Source organism: Halovivax gelatinilyticus (genome assembly GCF_024300625.1).
In the GTDB taxonomy this organism is placed as follows: Archaea; Halobacteriota; Halobacteria; order Halobacteriales; family Natrialbaceae; genus Halovivax; species Halovivax gelatinilyticus.
The window spans coordinates 13814-32424 of the sequence record NZ_CP101322.1 but is presented as its reverse complement, the minus strand read 5'-3'; the positions used below and the strand labels follow the sequence as shown (position 1 = coordinate 32424).

Annotated in this window: 11 protein-coding genes; 9 read left to right on the top strand and 2 right to left on the bottom strand. The window is 56.0% G+C overall.

What is annotated here, in order from left to right:
• Positions 1 to 100: 100 nt before the first annotated feature.
• The 5 genes from NKH31_RS00105 to NKH31_RS00085 are packed head-to-tail and all read left to right on the top strand — an operon-like array spanning position 101 to position 10133.
• A complete protein-coding gene (locus NKH31_RS00105; protein WP_254863100.1) occupies positions 101 to 4765 on the top strand; it encodes a DEAD/DEAH box helicase in 4665 nt (1554 codons plus the stop codon).
• Positions 4762 to 5691 carry a hypothetical protein gene (locus tag NKH31_RS00100; RefSeq protein ID WP_254863099.1) on the top strand — a complete coding sequence of 310 codons (930 nt, stop codon included), beginning with the start codon at positions 4762 to 4764 and terminating at the stop codon, positions 5689 to 5691. The genes NKH31_RS00105 and NKH31_RS00100 overlap by 4 nt, the downstream gene beginning before the upstream one ends.
• Positions 5688 to 6521, top strand: coding sequence for a hypothetical protein (locus tag NKH31_RS00095; RefSeq protein WP_254863098.1), 834 nt, complete (start codon positions 5688 to 5690; stop codon positions 6519 to 6521). The genes NKH31_RS00100 and NKH31_RS00095 overlap by 4 nt, the downstream gene beginning before the upstream one ends.
• Positions 6518 to 9442, top strand: a complete 2925-nt coding sequence (locus NKH31_RS00090; RefSeq protein WP_254863097.1) for a hypothetical protein — start codon at positions 6518 to 6520, stop codon at positions 9440 to 9442. Before NKH31_RS00095 ends, NKH31_RS00090 begins: the two co-directional genes overlap by 4 nt.
• Positions 9432 to 10133 carry a hypothetical protein gene (locus NKH31_RS00085; protein WP_254863096.1) on the top strand — a complete coding sequence of 234 codons (702 nt, stop codon included), beginning with the start codon at positions 9432 to 9434 and terminating at the stop codon, positions 10131 to 10133. The genes NKH31_RS00090 and NKH31_RS00085 overlap by 11 nt, the downstream gene beginning before the upstream one ends.
• A 19-nt stretch (positions 10134 to 10152) precedes the next feature.
• On the opposite strand, the gene NKH31_RS00080 is transcribed toward NKH31_RS00085, so the two are convergent.
• A complete protein-coding gene (locus tag NKH31_RS00080) occupies positions 10153 to 12102 on the bottom strand; it encodes a homing endonuclease associated repeat-containing protein (RefSeq protein WP_254863095.1) in 1950 nt (649 codons plus the stop codon).
• 182 nt (positions 12103 to 12284) lie between these two features.
• Here NKH31_RS00080 and NKH31_RS00075 point away from each other — a divergent pair, with 182 nt between their 5' ends.
• A complete protein-coding gene (locus NKH31_RS00075) occupies positions 12285 to 15629 on the top strand; it encodes a DEAD/DEAH box helicase family protein (protein ID WP_254863094.1) in 3345 nt (1114 codons plus the stop codon).
• A 205-nt stretch (positions 15630 to 15834) separates the two neighbouring features.
• Here NKH31_RS00075 and NKH31_RS00070 read toward each other — a convergent pair whose 3' ends face one another.
• The gene (locus NKH31_RS00070; protein ID WP_254863093.1) at positions 15835 to 16044 is read right to left on the bottom strand and encodes a MarR family transcriptional regulator; all 210 of its coding nucleotides are present in this window, start codon (positions 16042 to 16044) and stop codon (positions 15835 to 15837) included.
• 198 nt (positions 16045 to 16242) lie between these two features.
• On the opposite strand from NKH31_RS00070, the gene NKH31_RS17840 reads away from it, so the two are divergent.
• The 3 genes from NKH31_RS17840 to NKH31_RS00060 are packed head-to-tail and all read left to right on the top strand — an operon-like array spanning position 16243 to position 18580.
• Positions 16243 to 16752: a DUF8112 family protein gene (locus NKH31_RS17840; RefSeq protein ID WP_484496863.1), complete on the top strand. Its 510-nt coding sequence runs from the start codon at positions 16243 to 16245 to the stop codon at positions 16750 to 16752.
• Positions 16749 to 17726, top strand: coding sequence for a hypothetical protein (locus NKH31_RS00065; RefSeq protein WP_254863092.1), 978 nt, complete (start codon positions 16749 to 16751; stop codon positions 17724 to 17726). Before NKH31_RS17840 ends, NKH31_RS00065 begins: the two co-directional genes overlap by 4 nt.
• Complete coding sequence (locus NKH31_RS00060; RefSeq protein ID WP_254863091.1) at positions 17726 to 18580, top strand: DUF8168 family protein; 855 nt, start codon at positions 17726 to 17728, stop codon at positions 18578 to 18580. The genes NKH31_RS00065 and NKH31_RS00060 overlap by 1 nt, the downstream gene beginning before the upstream one ends.
• Positions 18581 to 18611 lie beyond the last annotated feature (31 nt).

Here is an 18611-nt window from a genome sequence, read left to right as displayed (position 1 = left end):
ACCAGACGACACACCCGAATCAACAAAAATGGAATCACCACAAGCAAGACTCGACGCGGCAATCGACCGTGCCGCGGAAATCACCTGGTGGAATCGCGCGATGACCAAGCTCAACGAAGTCGAGGAGGTCAGGGATCCCCAATCGTTCGTCTCCGAGCACACCATCGAGCGAAAGGGTCCATTCGTCGAATTCGTTGACGCTCCGGCGTTTCACGACGAGTCAGCGGCCACGTTCCTGGGCGAGCTCGGCTACGACGATGCCATCGTCGACGCAATCGCTGAGGAGCTGTTTGGTGGTAATCCGGACGGTAAGCTGTACGAGCACCAGGCCCGCACAATCGAGGCAATCGAAACCGAACCCGGAGACAACGTACTCGCCGTTCCAACGGCATCCGGTAAGACCGAGGCATTCTTCCTCCCTATTCTCAACTCGTGTCTATCGAGTGACGAACCCGGTCTGAAAGCGGCAATCCTCTATCCGATGAAAACGTTGGGTTCGGACCAGTTCAACCGGTTTATCACGTACCTCGACCAGATTAATCGGAACCGATCGCCTGAAAACCGCATCACCATCGGAATCTGGGACTCCGACACTCCCGCTCGCGTCGGAACCCGCGATTGGGAAATCGAAGAGGGGACCTACGTACGGGGTTTAATCGATCCACGTGACCCCAACGAGAAACTTCGAATCCTGAGCGACTCCGCCGTCGGGACGAACGATAACACCTACTCGTGGATCAAGGTGACAAGGGAAAACATCAGACAAGGTGTCGACATCCTGCTCACCAATCCTGAGGCGCTCGACTACATGTTCGTCAACGACAAAACAGAAACGAGGGAAATTCTGGGCGATCAACCCGGTGACCAGCCGCTTGAACACATCGTCTTCGACGAGGCCCATGTCTGGAGCGGTATCCAGGGAGCGGCAATCTCTCTTCTCTCTCGTCGGTTGAAGTCGTTTTACGCCGACAACGATCCTCAGGTTACGATGGTGTCCGCGACAGTCGACAATCCCGCCGAACTCGCCGCCTCGCTCACCGGAAGCGAGAAGGAGACGATTAACCGCGTCGAATTCACCGGACGGCAGTTCTCGATCAGAGGAACGCCCCATTTCGATCGACTCGCAGCCAGCGGACTGGACGACCTCGTCCACGCATTGGCTGTTGGACGGTTAAATACGACAGATCCCGAAGCGGTCGTCTTAGAGCACGGCCTCGAAAACGCGATCGCGACACTTCGTGAGATCAGTCTCCTGGAACGAGGGCGTATCGAACCGGCGTCGACCGCCCCCGAGTGGGTGTTCGAGCCGATAGACGACACAGCGGCCACACTCCTCGAATCGGGGGCGGCATCAGGTACGGACGAACTTCTTCGATCGGAAGAGTGCCGCGACGCCCTGGTGGAAGCGGCTATTGAGTCCGGTGGCTTCGCGAGCGGCTGGTACGACTTTGTCCTCCAGGAGGTTCCGGAGGTGGCCGCGTTCACCGAGTGGTTCGATCGGGATACCACCGGTGAAGTCGGTTTTCGGTCGTACGATGCGCTGGTGGAGGAGGCCAAACGTGAGGGCGTATCGAACCCAGAGGGCGTGCTGGGGACCGTGATGGCCTTCGGTCGGCTCGCCGGCATCGTCACCGAAAAGTACCACGTGTTCCTCAAGCCACCGCATCGCGTCCACTGGTGCAGGAAATGCGGCGCGCTCTCGCGAGATAATCGGTGTCGGGAGTGCGAAGCCGCACCCATTCCTGAAATCCAATTCTGCCGCAAAGGGACGTGTCACGAACCTCACGTCGCGGTGGAGGAGGAGACCGGTGAGGAACAGTTCGTCCCTATCCGGGGCGGGTCCGGCGACGACTGCCCCGGTTGCGGTGGGTCGCCCCGGTTGACCGATATCGGTGTTCCGACATCCTCGCTACTGTCATATATGCTATCCGAGGTTTGTCGTGTGTCGCCATCGAAGAAGACGCTCGTCTTCTCGGACTCCCACAGCGCAGCGGAGAGTGTCGGTGATGAGATTATCGGCACGGAGTACGGACTCATGGCCCAGACATTATACCTACAAGAGCTGATCGACGCTGGTGGAGAAGCCAACCAATTCGATCTGTTCAGGGCGGTCGCCAACACACTCCGGGAGGAATACTGGGAGCCGCTCGTTCAGGATAATCTCGACGAGGACGCAGAGGCCTACAACTTCCTTGTCCCATTGCGTGAAGACATCGAGACACACGCGTACCTCTCGAACTGTACGGCGCTTTTCGACAGCGCGCTCGTAACCGCGGACGTCGTTGCCGAAATGGATGACCCGGTCGAAATCACGGTCGCTCACGCGCTCTACAAACGGCTCGTACTCGACAATGCATCGTTCCAGTACTCCGGCGTGAAGATCGACGGCCTGACTCGAGAGAAGATTCTCGACCGATTGGATGGAGACTTGCTGGTGGACCGCGTCCGCATCGACGAGATACTGGACGATATTCTCGGCGAGTTCCTCGAAACCGGAATCATCTCAATTTCGACACACGAGTCGCTAAAGAGGGCAGTGGAGAAGGCCAACCTCACCGAGGATGAAAAGCGGACAAAGATTGGAGACTACCTCCAAGCGGCACGCGAGGATGTAGAGCAGCGGGAGATCGTCGAGGGACCGGCCGATAGCGGGGTGGTCACCCGAAACGTTCGCGAGGATGAATCGTCGCTCGTTCTACTATCCGAGGCGGCTTTCTGCGGCGACTGTTACGCTTCGTTCCCGACGACAGACGAGGGAGATGCTGTCGAATTCTGCCAGGAGTGCGGGGAAGCCATCGACACGTACCAGCGTTTTTCCGAAACTGATGACGGAAAACTCGTCGCGGACCCCGGTTACGCTGAGGTCGATTCTGGCTGGGAGTACGCCGTTGACCACTGGGCGCACGACGTGACGGAACCGATTCGAAACGGCGCAGAGGCAAAGTTCGTCTCCGTAGGTATTCACAAGGGGAACATTTCCTCGGCAATTCGCGGCGCCATCGAAGAGGGTTTTCGAAAGGATCCCCCGGAGATCAACGTCGTCAGTTCGACGCCGACGATGGAACTCGGTGTCGACATCGGGAGTCTCGACACGGTCGCGCAGGTCGGGGTTCCACCAACGCTAACGAACTACGTGCAGCGCTCGGGGCGAACCGGGCGTACCCGTGGAAGCTCCTCGCTAGTCATGACCGTAGTTCGCGGCCAGCACCCCGTCGACGGTCATTATTACGCGAATTTGGATAATTATCTCGGGGGCTTCGAACCGGTGCGAATTCCGGACCCAGAGGACTTCGACGAAGTACTGGCGGGCCACGTCGTCACGGAGGTTTTCGCCTACCTCGCCCGGAACCCACACGAAGACAACGTCTTCGAACTGACGTACAGACTCTCCGAACCGAAACTCGAAAACCTCGAGAAGTTCGTCAGCGGAGTCGAAGAGAACCTCTTCATTCTCCGAGAGTTCATCCAGGAGGAGATGGACGACGTCCTCCGTGAATACGTGCGTGGGATCTTCGGCGACAGAGGGGTGCAGGTATACGAACAGGTGTTCTTCGAGGACGGGCCGCTGGGGCTCTCTCGCCGCGTCGAGCAGACTTTCTCTCGGTTGCGAGGAATGTCGTCCGGTGCGACGACGAACCGCGACCTCACGAGCAACACCTCTCGACTCGACCAGTGGTTGAGTAAACTCGGCTACCTCGCGAACTACCGAAGCTTCGGCCAGAACTTCCCCGTGAAGTTCAGCGGAGATCATGACGAAATCTCCTTCGAGGGGAGTGGCCGGCTGTATGATATGTATCCGGGCGAGGAGAACGATCTCGGTGGGATGGTGTCGCTACACGGCACAGAGTACATCGTAGAGGACGTTCGTGGAACGCCGCAGCCGTTGACGGAGGTCGCGGTCTGCGACAACGCAGAGTGCGACCGACGATTCCGGAGTTTCGACCCCGACGAGGTGACCTGTCCGCACTGCGATTCTGAGCTGGTTGTGAGCGATATTCACGGAGTGTCATCCGTCGAGTGCTCGCTTGCGAAAGGCGGACGCCGTCTCTACCGGACGCACGCGCAGATGTCGACGTACGTTCGACCTACCGACGCAGAACGGGAGCGGTTGGAGACGAGCATATTCGGGATTGACTGCTCCGTCGAGTACGGGCAGTTCGAACTGACGGACTTCGTCTACGCGTTCGAGCGTGGCCACTCGGCCAGTCCGTCGACGGAGATACTCCGATCGCAGGCCCTTATCGAAAAAGACGAGGGAGAGACCTCGAAGAGCGGACTCTCTTGGCGTGACCGACTCGAACAGGCCCAAGAAGAGATGTATCGACCGGTGGGGCAACAACATCACACGCAGGGGCTTCGACTCGAGTTCGACCGGGAGGAGGTATCCGAACGATACGATGCAGTCACCCACCCGACCGCGTCGTGGCCACAGCTATTGACCAGTCTCGAACAGGCGCTTGACCGAGCGATCCCCGTGGTCGTCAAGTGTGACAGATCCGACTACCGGGTCAAGGCGTCCGTCTCCGAGGATGCCGTCGAGGTCTCCATAGTGGACGGGCGTCAGGGCGGAAACGGGATCGGTTGGCACGTCTACGAGAATCTCGACGAGGTCGCAGACCATGTCGTGGATGTCGCCGACTGTCAACGGTGCGTTGACTACTGCGACGAGTGTCTACTCCTCTCTCGGACGCCCAGCCACTACCTCGAGAACGAGTTGCTCGACCATCGGACGCTAAGCGCCATCGTCGATGAGGGGGGATCGTGAGTCTGGAGGCCATTCGGCGGCGACTTTCCGACGCCGACATAGCGTTCATCCACGACCCCGGAGGGAACGTCCACTTCTGGAAGCTGCGGGCCCTTTCGGCGATTACGTACTTGGGGTTGGAGCACGCAACCTACCCGACATCGTGGCGACAGCTCAAACATACCTGGCAACACGAACGGGGAGGGGCCCAATATGCTTTTCCGGGCCACGAGTATCACGTACTCGGCGGGATCGATCTTCCGCCGTCGGAAGACCTCTGTGTTATCACGACAAGCTACTATGAGAAACAGACACAGTATACCGTGAACGAACTCATCGATCGTCACACTCGCACAGACGGGACACTGGTCGTGATTGCAGACGAGCAACGGTTCCAACCGATCGGTGGGCTGCGCCCGCTCTACCAGGAACAGTTCTGCGAGCGGATTGGTAGCTACGACATCGTCTACGACGCGTTCGAAGATTACTACGAGGAGGAGGGGTGGGGACTCCCGCTGCTGGACACGAAGAACCTGTTCCTCCAGGATAATGCGAACATCTACGAACTGGTCGAATGCGAGGGGCTTCGAACTACGCGGGAGTTATTCGATGTACTCACGGATGCGCCCTATCTTCCGCTGTACAGCACGTTCTCCGAAATCTTCGCCCGTAGAGATCAGCTCGGTGTCGCTCCGCTCGAGAGCGACGAGATTATCGAGGCGTTCGGCGGCTGGTTACGCCGACGAATCGAATGGGAGAAGGGGACGGCATCGGCGATCGCTCGCGATCTGAACCGAACGGTGTCGATGGGAGGGACGGCATTCGATCCGTCTTATGCGAAACGGAGTCCGAAACTGGGCGACGCCCGGGACGCGGCCAAATCGGTTGACCCGGAGGCGAACGATATCGAGGCGCGGTACTACGACTGGCTGAGCAATACACTATGAGTGAAACTGCACCATACATCCTGAACGCCGTACAGACACCAACGCCGTTGCGAACCGTATACCGGTCCATCGAGCGAGGGAATACTACCAAAGACGAAATTGCCGAGGATACCGCACTCGACAGTGACCTCCTCAATCAAGGGCTCACCGGGCTTCGCGCGATTGGGATCATCGGTCGGCAAGAGCCCGATTACTACACCGTCGATCTTCCGTGGCATACCGGAGACGACGCCCTCGACTTCCGGCTGGGAATCCTACACAATCTCGCTACCGACGCCGAAAGCCCTGATTGGGGAAAGCAGTCGGTCGTTCTATTGAACTATCAGTACCTACTCCAAGAGGAACACCAGGCGTTCGAGTCCAACGACGGGACTCTCTACGAGAAGATCAACCGCTGGCAGCGCGAGCGCGGATACGCACCACGGTCTCAGGAGGGTGAGATAGATCTGAACGAGCCCAAGTTCGTCAACTGGTCGCGACTGGCTGTGTTTCTCGGACTTGTGTACAAAGCGAACGGGCGCACCCACACGACGTATCCCGATCCCGAGATGATCGATCACTCGATCAGGCTCGCGGCGAACGAGGTCGGAAGCGAACACCGGGTCCTCATCACTGACTACGTCGAGTGGCTCCGAGAGAACCTCCTTCTCATCGAACTCACCGACGACGGAAGCGTTCCAGCTTCCCTTTCACGCGTGTTATTCAATCTCGTTCGTAACGATATGATCCGAATTGCAGAGTATGGAGACGCCGCTGCGGTCAATCTTAATGGCATCCCTCGGCGGGAAGGAATCGCTAAAGATGCGAACGCCATCGAGGTGATTCAATGAACGAAATCCTCCGCCCAGACGCATCTGGACCATCCCGGTGCCCCCACTTCGAGGAAGTCGACGAGCAGATGCTCCGTCGACTATTCAGTAAAGTCGCAGCGGTTCGGTCAGAGGACTACGACCTGTTCCAGTTCACACACCGGCCGATGGAGGTTTTCCGAGGCACGTCCGCAGGCGGCGATATCTGGGGTGAAGATCGCATCTACCAAGAGTTCTCTGAGGACCGGATTGGCAACTTCGTGGTCGTCATCGAGGGGGAGGTCGGGACCGGAAAATCGGAACTCTGTGCGTATATATCACACAAGCTACGCCAAGACGGGCGGCCGATGCTCCACATCGACAAGGACGACGACCTGATGTCGATTCTCTCTGAGCGTATCCCAGACTTCTACCGAGAGAATTTCGGCGAAGAGCTTCCAGGTGCTTCCGAATTCGAAAAGCTGCACGAAGATATCATTGACGTACCCCAGTCGGTTGCCAACAATGCGACTTCTGGTGCCATTTTGGAGTTACGGAAAAATGAGTACGACGTTAGACCTGGTGCTGAGCAAGCAGACGAGATTACTGACTTTGTGACAGAGAAGCTGGAACGGCTCGTAGAGCGCGGTGAATACGCTCAGAAAATCCAGTTCATCGGCGAAAACGAGTACAAACAACGCAATGAACTCCAGATTTTCGACGACAGTGTCGGGACCGATGCGGCCGTCGACGCGTTCAACGAGGCGCTCTGGAACGAGATTCGCGATAGATACGACACTGCCTCCCTGGACGACGTCCTCGAGCAGGTCGGGCAGCGCTTCGATAATACTCGACCGGTCATCGTGTTCGAGGACTTTTCCATCGCCGCGATGGAGGCCGAACGGCTCCGCAAGTACATGGAGCGAGACAAAGGGTCGGATAATTGGGACTTCATCGTCGCTGGAACCCGAGATTCCACGAACGTGCTGCACACGCGGACGGCCGAAGATCGCTTCGAGTTCTTCCAGACGAACGAGCGGGACTCGAATACCGTCCTGTTCCTCGATGAGAATTCAGCCGTCGACTTCGTTCGACCGTATCTCGGCTACATCAAATCACATGACGGCAGCGTACGATACGACCGCGACACCGAGAGTGGGACGTTCAATCTAAATCGAGCGCCGGATGATTCCATCTGTAGCCAGTGCGGCTTCTGTGATGAGTCGTTCCGGGACCTGTTCCCGTTCAACCAGCCGTTCCTCCGGCGGATTTTCGCTGGACTCGACGAGAGCCAGCAGTCCCCTCGCGAATTCATCATGACCGTCTTCGAGGTTCTTCAGGACTTTCACGACGGCTTCGTGGAAGTGCCGTCGTCGGCTGACAGCCTCCGGCCGCTAAAAAATACCGTCTCTGTGGCTGACGTCGTCTATGAGGATGCTGAGGTGTACGCCGACCTTGCAAAATGGTACGGCCGCGAGCGCGGTGAGGGGGTCGTCGTTGAACGGAAGTTTGTCGACGCCTTCGGCCTCGAAATCGACGGGCTACCTGATGCCATCGACATCGGCGACGAGGAGGTCCAGATTTCTGCATCGGGTGGTGAGTCCAGAGACGACTGTCCGAAGTGTGGTGCAGAGGACTGGGCAATCGACGCTGATGGTAATCGTATCTGTTCGAGTTGCGGCTACGGTGCGGGTAGCGGTGGCGGGAAGTCCCCCGTCGAGCGCGAAATTGAGAAACAGAAGTCACAGATCGATTCCTGGATCGAAGACCCGGACAAGTACATCGACACGGAAGACTACATCAGGCGCGCGATGCGTGACTTGTTCGAAGAATTGACGGACGACTTCCGGTTAATCGAGGGGACGCCGCTGCGCTACATGCTCAGCAGTCAGAAATCGCCGTTCGTCTATCCGGACTCGAACGAAGCACCGGACGACGATCAAATAGTCCTCGATCGAAGTGAGTTCCGAAGATCGGACCTCAGGCGCCTTGTTGAGTTCGGGGTCCGCCGAAATATGGATGCACGCTCGGCCAATTACGACACTCAGTTGGAAGGGGCAGGCACTCAGCTCACCGGGTACGCACAGGAATGGAGAAATCGAATCTTCGAGACTCAGCTCAATCACGATAATCGGTTCTACAAAAGACGTGCCCGATACGACTTCACCGATTTTATCCTCGCGACATATGCGACGCTGGTGTTGCTGGATGACCCCTGGCAAGAGGTGACGGCTACACGACTTAACGAACAGTACAAGAGCGATGATGAGTTAGCGGTCGATACGGAACTCCTCGCTGGGCTTCAAGACGTTCTCAATCACGAACAGGTGCAAGCTATCGAAGCTTCGATGGAAGATGCCGAGTACGTCGAGAACGTTCTTGGATCGCTGCTGGGCGTTTCCGCAAGTACACTAGATGTCCCAGAAGTCCGTGAACGACTGGAGGAAAGTCCGCCGTACGACGTGTTGGATATGCTGGGTCGAAATCAGATCGGGCAGATTTCTTCTCGCGTACGGTTCGCAAAGGGCCACAACGTCAGGGATTTCGCCAACACGATGTACGATGTGAGAGCTGCTCTCGAGGATGTATCCGACCATGGCTACAAACGAGATACCGTGGAGTACGTTGCAGGCGTACTCGATGGAACAGACATCACACACGTCCATGACAGATATAATAAACTGAAGACGTACGATACCGTCGACCCTGACCTTACGGAGCAGCTTGGACAGGCTTGTACCCACACACAGACCGATCTAGAAAATGCCGTCGAAGCGGCAGAACTGGCCGACCGGATCTACGGCAGTAACTCGCTCGCCACGGTGACGGCAACGTTATCCAGTCTCAAGTTAGATAATGCACCGATCATTACGGACTTCCAGAAGGTGCCATTGTCGGGAACGGGAGGTATTGCCAAACTTGGGAGCGACTTCATGGAGGTGAGTGAATATTATGTCGAGTAAACAAGTGAAGAGGACGGACAACCGGAACTTCGAGGAGCGCATCGACGAGGTCTACCAGCAATATCGTCACCGGCAGCTTGCGAACCGTCTTGACGATATCGCCGAGACCATGGAGGAAACAATCCTCCAGCGAATCCTCGCTGAGAAGTTCCTTAAAACCGAGATGGAAATCGACTCCGAGGCGAAAAAAGCCGTCGTTGAGGCGCGAAGTCTCCTCGATGCCGGCGAGTTCGAAGAACTCGACGAGCGAATTGACGAGCTCGAAAGGAAGGTCGAAGACCAGAAACGCACGGTGACAAATGAAATACACGAAACGCGAATCGCAATGAACAGACGGGTTGGAGGCATGAGGGAGCTGAACGAGCGCGTCGAGCGGGTTAGCCCCGTTAAACTCCAAGCTGTCGACGAACTGCTCGCCGACTGGGACTGGAGGGGGCAGGTTTACCGCGACGGGGACTTTGACTTCGAGACCCTGAAAGAGCGAGCAGCAGAGTACGGTGAGGATATGCGCGGGTACTTTAAGGAATGTCGGGAAGACCTGTTCGGCCCCTACGACGGGACGGCACTTGAGCCAATCGTCGAGGGTTTGCTCACGGAGAGACGGTTGATGCTAGATCAACTGACCGATGATCAAATCGAACAGCTCCGAGACTCCGACCTGGTCGGACACGTCGAACTTACGCTGTCCTGACTTCGAGAGCGACTTGAAATCAACCTAGCTCCGCTTTAATCCGGAGCGCAACGCCGTCATCGAGGTCAGGGATGTCGCGTAACTCTTCGAGGGTAGCAGCTTCCAAGTCCTCGGGCGTCTCGTAGCCAGCTTCCATCAGTACTGTTGCATCTGTTTCTGTGGCGCCACCTATGCCAGTGAGTTTCTCTATCGGATCTGAGAAGCTGTCTGGGTGAGAGTCGAAGGTGTCACTGGAACCGACATGCTCTTCGGACGCCTCATCAAGTTTCGTTACCGAGAAATCCCGCGTAGTGCTCAGGTGATGGGATGGTGCGTCGTCATCTCCCCATCGCTTTAGTCTTACTTCGTCGAGCCGAAGGAGGTCGCCTACGTCGAACGACCAATCGACATTGTGCTTTTCCCAGGCAATGAGTTCGATATCTTCACCCGCCTGTGTCCGGACAGTTATTTCTGCGTTTCGTCTGGGCTTCTCGCTGTCTGTGACGGTCAGAACGTCGACAACCACACCCGAAAGGCGACCACGTGGAACATTTTCGAGCCCAGTTACTAGCGGGTCCTCGGGGGAAGGTTCTTCGAACGACTCGTCAATGTCCGCAGAGATCGCTGACGTCGATGATTTTTCTGTTGTATCAGAGTCGGTTCTCGTTGCTGCTTCCACCGCCTCCGACCAACTGTCGAAGATTCGGTATGCAGGGCCAACCGACATCCGACCGTGTTCGTTCATGTCTTCGGTCGATGGGCGACCGCCCACCCTTTGCGCTACATCGGCAATCGCATCGAGTACCTCTGCTTTCGAATACGCTTCTTGGTTCGTCGGTTCAGACGAGGATACCTCCGAGTTCTCGTCTGGGAACGTGACTGAGCGGAGAGCCGTCGACCAATTCCCGAACTCCTTCTCGTAATCTTCGGGTTCGAACTTCCCATCGGCTCGCATCAGCCCGCGTGTAATTCGTTTTTCCCTCCCTTTCTGGAGATCGATCAGTTCTTGGACGAGAGCTTCCCGGGTCGGTGTTCCCACCTTTCCGTTCGGTCGTTGTGAGGGCGTCTCCTTCGTCTGTTGGTGGGGAGGTTCTTCCCCCATTTCCATAGACTCTGTCTCCGTTAGTGTAACGTCGATAGCTGTCCCGTCCTCCACTGTTAACTCACTGCGAACGATCTCGTACGTTGGGTGGTCAATTTCGACTTTAACAGAGTCCACTGTGGGTGGAAGAGAAATGTTGCACCTCCCCGTGTCGGACGTCCTGCTTTTGATTTGGAAAACGTCACTCTCCGCTGTTACAGTCGCGTTCGATATCGGATCACCAGCTTCGTTTGAGGCGAGCAATTCAATTTTTGACAAATTGTTAGATTCTCGATTCATATTCCTTCCGGACCCGTCAGCCTTCAGCTTGGCCTGATTTTGAAGTCCACTCGCAGAGGACGTCGAGTTCAAACCATCGGGTGATTGACTCTTTTGAGCGCAATCGCTCTCATTTGATGAATGGTTGGTGGTGTCTCGCCGCTCCGTTATTGAGCGTGCTAAATCCAAAATGTGATTGGCGATGTCTTCGAGTTCAGATCCCTTCCGGACGTACATATCAAAACACGCACTATCCGCTTTCACCGTGATTTTATCCTTGAGAATACCGGTCTTGACTTTCACCTTACGAACCTTCTCGAATGGAACGGAAACCGTTTCATCTCCTTCCTCACATCCTACGACGAATAGGATCCGTCGGTGAGTCACGAGCATTGCAGTTCGATAGCGTGATCCCGGTTTTATCCGTTCCTTCACTCCATCCTTCTCAACCGTGAGTCCTTTCCTGAAATTCTGGAGAGCGTAGTCTACCTTCTCCTGATTCCTTAGATGGGCGATGAGTGGGCCATCGCCGAAGTAGCCGGTGCAGACGAGATTACCACTCCCAGTACCTTGTAAAAGTGCTCGATCAACTTCACCTTCTGCCCGTTCAATCATCTCATTGACATCCATTTTGTGACATCACCTTACCCCTTCCCCCTCGATCAATTTCCCGGGATTGCCACCGTGTTGTCATCAGACCATCGAAAGTGTGACGGTATGCCTGCGGTTCCGACTGGAGAAGCAGATAAATATTCAACTGCGATAACAGTTATGTGGTTTCCGGGCGGTCGTTCAATTACTATTGAGAACAAATGGCACTCGACCCATTCAAGAATCAAATTGACGAGCGGACGAGTACGCTAAGCGTCTCGGAACAGTTTCATCAAGAACGACTCGATAGGGACGATATCACTACTGCCGATTGGCCTAGTCAGATTGATCGGGCTGCAACAGACCTCCTGCTTGGCATCGCACTCGGCCATTCCGACAGCAAATTCGATCACGGAGGAACGATCGGTACGATAGACTTTGGTCGGGCGACTGGGGGATATTACGTCGACGGTCTTATCGATCTATCTAGCAATCATTCAGATCTCCCCGGACTCATTCAAGAATGCGACGAGACGGATATCGGGAATTTCGTTCTCGCACTGGCGAAACTTCGACACGCGCTCGCGAAGGTTGATGACGGCGGCATCCACAACATTGACCGGGCAATCGAAGCTATCGTTGAAAAGCTCGCCACAAGGGGAATGGGACCGAAAAACGGACGTCTGCCCCTTCATGAGCCCCAAGCCGTCGTGGATATTGTCTATCAACTGTTCTCCGACCCATCGGCAAGTGAGTACACCGATGAACTTATAGAGGCACTCGAAGGTGTCCGCCGATCCAACGCAGACATCGACTTACTCGATTATCTCGACCGACCACAAATGGTGACGCCACTCTGGGATCACCAACAGGACGCACTATCAAGTTGGTGTGCGGCCGATTACGCTGGCTATGTGAATATGGCGACGGCTACGGGGAAGACTGTGCTCGGACTAGGTGCAATCGCTCACCTCTTCGGTGAATTGCACCCGCGGGACGAAGAAGTTCTGGCATCTCAGAAGGAGTCGAGTTCGAACGCGTCTGTCCTGATCGTTGCCGGTCAAGACCTCTTACTGGAGCAGTGGCAGAGCGAGTTCGACGAACACCTGAATATCCCTCGAGACCGCACTCAGACTGGCACTAAACGAGTGATCAACCTTTCTTGGGGAACTATCGAGTTTCGCACGGCTCAAGATTTACTGAGTGCGGAGACAGTTTCCGGATATGATCTGGTAATCCTTGACGAAGCGCATCGGTACCGAAGGGGTGGTCGTGACGGTCGAAGTTGGCGAGATCTATTTGATGACTTGACAGATAGGTCGGACGCTATCCTCGCGATGTCCGGATCCATCGATCAGGACTGGATCGGGGATGCTGGCGCTCGCGACGCACTAGAGGCGAACCTCACGGAGTGTGCGACCTTCACAATTCCTGAGGCGCGCAAAGCAAACGTTATCGCAGATTTCAGCTGGGAAGTGACCTACGCCGCTAGTGCTGAGGACGAAACACTCGACGGCGTTACCGAGTCGACCCAGCCACTCGCAGGCGTTTACGATCCGACAAACCACAAGTTTCTCACCACCGGTTTTGGCGATGTACCCGACATCGTCCCGGAAACGTTCGAGACGCTACGCGATCTCCGATCCTTCGCCCAATCGAACGACGGGTCGGCGGCGCGTGAACAGTCAGCTGCGTTCGACAGAATAGCCACCGCTGCGTTCTCCCGTCGACCCCGGCGATGGCAATTGAGCCCACCCCATGAGACTGTGCGGCGGCTGGTCGATCGTCACGTTGCCGAAGCGAAGTGTATCGTTCTTGTCCAGAGCTACGAGCAAGCGACGCAAATTGGCGATGTCCTTCGGGATAATCTAGGGGATGATGTCGTAACCGTCGCAGATGGAAAGACCACTTCACAGAGCGAACAAATAAACGAATTTAAAGAACGAAAAAAGGGAGTCATTGTCGGCCCGGGGGAGGTTATCGGAGTCGGCGTCGATATCCCCGATGCGGACGTAGCAGTTAACCTTTCGAAGGGAGGTGTCAACGCGTCACTTATCCAACGCATTGGCCGCGTCCTTCGAAATCCGACCGGGGCTAGTCGTGCGCACTTCTATCAGGTCGTAACGCTTCCAGCGACGCCAGACGGGCAGCTAGCCGGCGAGGACGGTCGTCGACTACTTCGTCGAGCGTCTGAGTTAAGAGCACTTGGATCGCGATTTCGGGAACTGCCAGGCTTCTCGACGGTTGACGAAACCACAGTACCGTTGTTGGCCGAGTTGGAGGTGGCAGGGTCCATGGCGATGGAAGCCGACCACCGGGCCATCGAAGAAATCGTGGACGATGATGTCGCACAGGAGTGGCTCTATGAACTACTAGATGCCATCAAGGACCGCAACAGACGGATTGATCCTACTCTTCCTCAGGTGTGGACAGGAGAAACTGTTGATCCGAAGACGGAACCCATTCGGACGGCAATCGAATCACGTGAACAAAGCAGGAAGAAGGTGAGGAAAGACAACGGTAGGTCCCCGCAACACTTAGACGCGAGTCCACAGGAATACCTTGAAGTGTCAGTTTCAAATTCAAATGATGAGCCTGTAATCGGGGCATCAGTATCGATTTCTACGGACGAGAAAGATTACGAATCAGAGACGGCTGCCGATGGCACAGCATCGTTCCACGTACCCACCCACTCACGCCGTGTCGAGGCCTCCGTCGATAGCGACGGTTACGAACCAAAGGAGGCCGTGTCGCTCCTTTACGGCCGAAGTGGACCGTATAATTTCACTGTGCAGCTTAGTAGTCTATCATCGGAAGGCGATTCAGTCGATACATCCCATACTGAGGATTCTCCATCTGCATCCAGTCGGGACGAATCAACATCTGTCGGCGGTGATGCAGCAGATCCCTCTGCTGGAAAAGACGGTGCGGTTGCACCGTCGGAGCTGACCGAATTATACGAGGTGTTCCATTCGTATAGAAAACTGGTTGACACCCTCATCGAAGCGTCGGGGATCGAGGAAGGACCTATGGTTACGTGGCGGGATACTCTTGTATCATTTCTTGATTCTGGTTTAGAAGGATGGGACAGCGGTTACGGACCACAACAGCTGAACCGGTCCGGTATCATTTCAAAGGACTATCGTTCCGATTTCGGAAATGGTAAACGTGTAACTGAGTTTCAAGTGATCGAAACGGCTTCTCCATCGCCACTTCTCGACGGCATCCTATCTCACTTCGACGACCATGAACGGAAGATGGTTCCAGTTGTCCCTTCGTCTGGTACTGCTCTTCCCGTAATCGTCGAAACGGAATCTGCCCTAACGGAGGCTCAGGAGTTGTTGGAAAAATTTCCTGAATTGCCGCGAGTTGGGAATCCGCCGGATTCACCCTCGGATTCAGATCTCACGACAGTGAGTGGAGTTACCGATGTGGACGCGAACGTTCTGGAGGAAAATGGCTTCGAGAACGTGGCGGACCTTCGGGAAGCTGCGTACGAAGATATTGCAGCTATTCCTGAGATTCCGGATCATCTCGCACTCAGAATCAAAGCAGATGTGGAATGAATAACATCGCCACCAGATTATTTTGAACGTACACCTCTAATGTTTCTCATGCTGAACTGTGGGTCCCATGAAAATATCTCGCTCTACCACTCAATTTAGGACTGGGATCGAGAGTCATTAGGTAAATTCGGTCGAATACCCCCTTGTGAACTAGTAGAAATTATGAATAAGAATGGGGGGATTTGTCGCCAGTTCGGTTATGGTATTACTCACGAGGGTCGTTGACTAAGCGCCAAAGAGCAGTCGGCTCGTGCAAATATTCAACATGTTCTGCTGCATATAGTCGATCGAGTCGTTTTGTAACTGTTGGTCGAGAAAGACCTGTAAATTCTACTAATGCACCAGTTGTCAAGTTACCATTTTCGATAAACTGGTCAATTACCTTCTCAGTGTTATCGTCTATCCTGAGGGCCATTTCCTAGATTGTCTGTGTGCATGTGCCTTATCCCTACTCCATGAAATCTGACTTTACTATAGACCTTTACTACCCGTTAAGTATATGTATGTCCATGATATAGTATAGGCTGAACACCTGGCTCCTTGGGGTATTCTGAAAGGAATTCCCGCGTGCTCTAACACGCGGGTCAGGTTCCCACATTCGAGGCAAGAACCTATGACAGACAAAACATCAAAGAAGGATAAACACGACGGTCTGGAAATTGAAGACATCAAACAATCAGTAATTGTCGGTTTCGGGGAAGGGGCCGCGATTTGTCAGGTGTGCGGTACACCTCTTCGGGAGGGTGATGCGGTTTTAGCGTACGTGTTCCGTGCGGTTTCGGAGCCTTCGTTTGAGGTGGGGTGTGCGTTTTGTAAGCGTCATGATACTGGGGTACCGGAGTTGTGGACGCTTGGTGTGTACGAGTGTGTTGTTCGTGGGCGCGTAGGGGCGTGTTCGGTTCGGGAAGGGGCGTGGCGGGTAGAGGATTTTGAGTTGGTGCGGGTGAGTCCGGCGTGTGCGGTTGAGGCGTATTCGGTTGCGGAGTGGTGGGAGTTGCAGGCGCCAGCTGCGGGTGAGTTGGAGGCGTCGGGTGCTGGTGCCGGTTCGGATAGAGAGGTGAATGAGTTATTGGAGCCGGCGGATTCGCTTCGGCCGAGTGGTGAGTGGGGTGGTGGGGAATGACGGCTGACGACCTGTCGTTCGCGACGGAGCACTTGGATGGTGAGTTTGAGTTGCCTGAGCTGGCGGAGTCGACGTTTCCGGATGTGTATGTTGGGTTGGAGGTGGATTTGTTGGCGCCGGGTGATGGGGTGGTGACGGATCGGCATCATGCGTCGGCGGGTCGGTATGAGGCTGATGATCCGCAGAATCAGATTGGTGGGCAGATTTCGCCGTTTGCGTTGTCTGGGTGGTTGCGGCATGGGTGTGAGCGAGTGTTGCAGATTGCGGGGATGTCGGCGTGTCATCCGGGTGAGTCGAATGCGGATTACATGCGTGCGGACGTGTATGATCGTGATCTCGATGCGGGGTATCATGAGAAAGGGTCGTGCGTGGAGGGTGGTGCGGGTGAGTCAGGGTGTGTGGTGTATGAGTTGTTTGGTGGGTTCGGTGCGAAGCCGGGCGTGTTGTTGCGTCGGCCGGTGAGGTTTTCGCCGGTTCGTCGGCAGGTGGACGTGTTGCGTGGTGAGGTGGAGGCGCATTACAGGCAGTTACACACGCAGGTTCGGTCGCGGAACGGAGATGATGGTGGGCAGCCGTTGCGGCATGCGACGCGTGATGTGGTGGGGAACGTGGACGGGACGTGGTTGTTGTCGCTTCGGGAGTTGAAGCCGGAGTTCGTGGGGTTGTTGGTTGAGGCGGTGTCGTTTCTGGATGCGCATAGTGATCAGTTCGAGTTCCAGCTCGGTGGGGCGCGGAATTTCGGGGCGGGGATTGCGGATGTGGAGGTGGTGAATCCGTTGTATTCGGATCGGGAGATTCGCCGCGTGTATAATCGCGCGCAGGATTCGACGGCGGCGATGCGTGAGAAGGATGAGAAGTGGCGTGATGTGTACCGTGCGGAGTTCGTTCGCGCGTTGCAGGACAGGGTGAGTGATGTGGATGGTGAGTTACGCCCGGCTGTTGATCGTAGCGGTGTGTCTGGAGGCGGGTCGTGATGGTGAACGAGTCTGGGGTCGGTGGCGCTGCGAGTGATGTGGGTGTGGGTTCGTTGGTGGCGGTGTACAGGCATGATGTGCATAAGTTGCGTGGGCGGCGTCATGGTTCGGGGGTTGATGAGTTCGCGGGTGTACGGGTGAATGAGGCGGTGCCGTTGGGTGCGGATCGGGATGCGGCGTTGTTGAGTCGACCGTCTGGGGAACCGGAGCAGACGGTGTCGAATCACGCGTCGCCGTACCGGTTATCGTTGTTGAGTGGTGAGTCGGTGGGTGAGTCGGGCGGTGGCGTGGCGACGGCTGCTGAGGTGGAGGGGTTGGTTTGCCGGTCGGGTGCTGAACGGTTGCATGCGGCGTGGTTGACGAGTGATGTGGCGTCGTTGGTTAACGAGTCGGTGTGTTACCCGTACACGTCGTTGAAGTTCCACGTGTTGTTGGCGGGTGCGTTGCTGGATTGTTACCGAGCTGGGTACGGGTTTGATGAGTTGTTTTTGGAGGCGGTGCCGGGTGAGGCGTGTGCGGTGAGGGGTGGGGTGGATGCGGCAGTTAAGAGTGGTGTGGTGGTGCCGTTTCGGACGGTGTTGTGGTCGCCGGTGGTGTCGTTGCGGGTGACGGGTGAGCCGGCGGGTGGGGTGGTGGCGCGGCTTGGGTCGGGGCCGGCGCGGTCGTTTGCGGATACGTGGTCGCGGTTGTCGGGTCGTCCGTTCGAGGTGGATCGGCGGGAGTTGATGGTGTTGGATGCGCAGTTGCGTCGGATCCGGTCGTGGTCGGTTGCGTTACAGTACATCGAGGATTTCGTTGCTCGGTTCGAGTTGGGTAGTGACGGTGTGCGTGGTGCGTGGGAGGTGGAGGGGTGATGGTGAGCGCTGGTTGCGTGTGTGGTGGTGT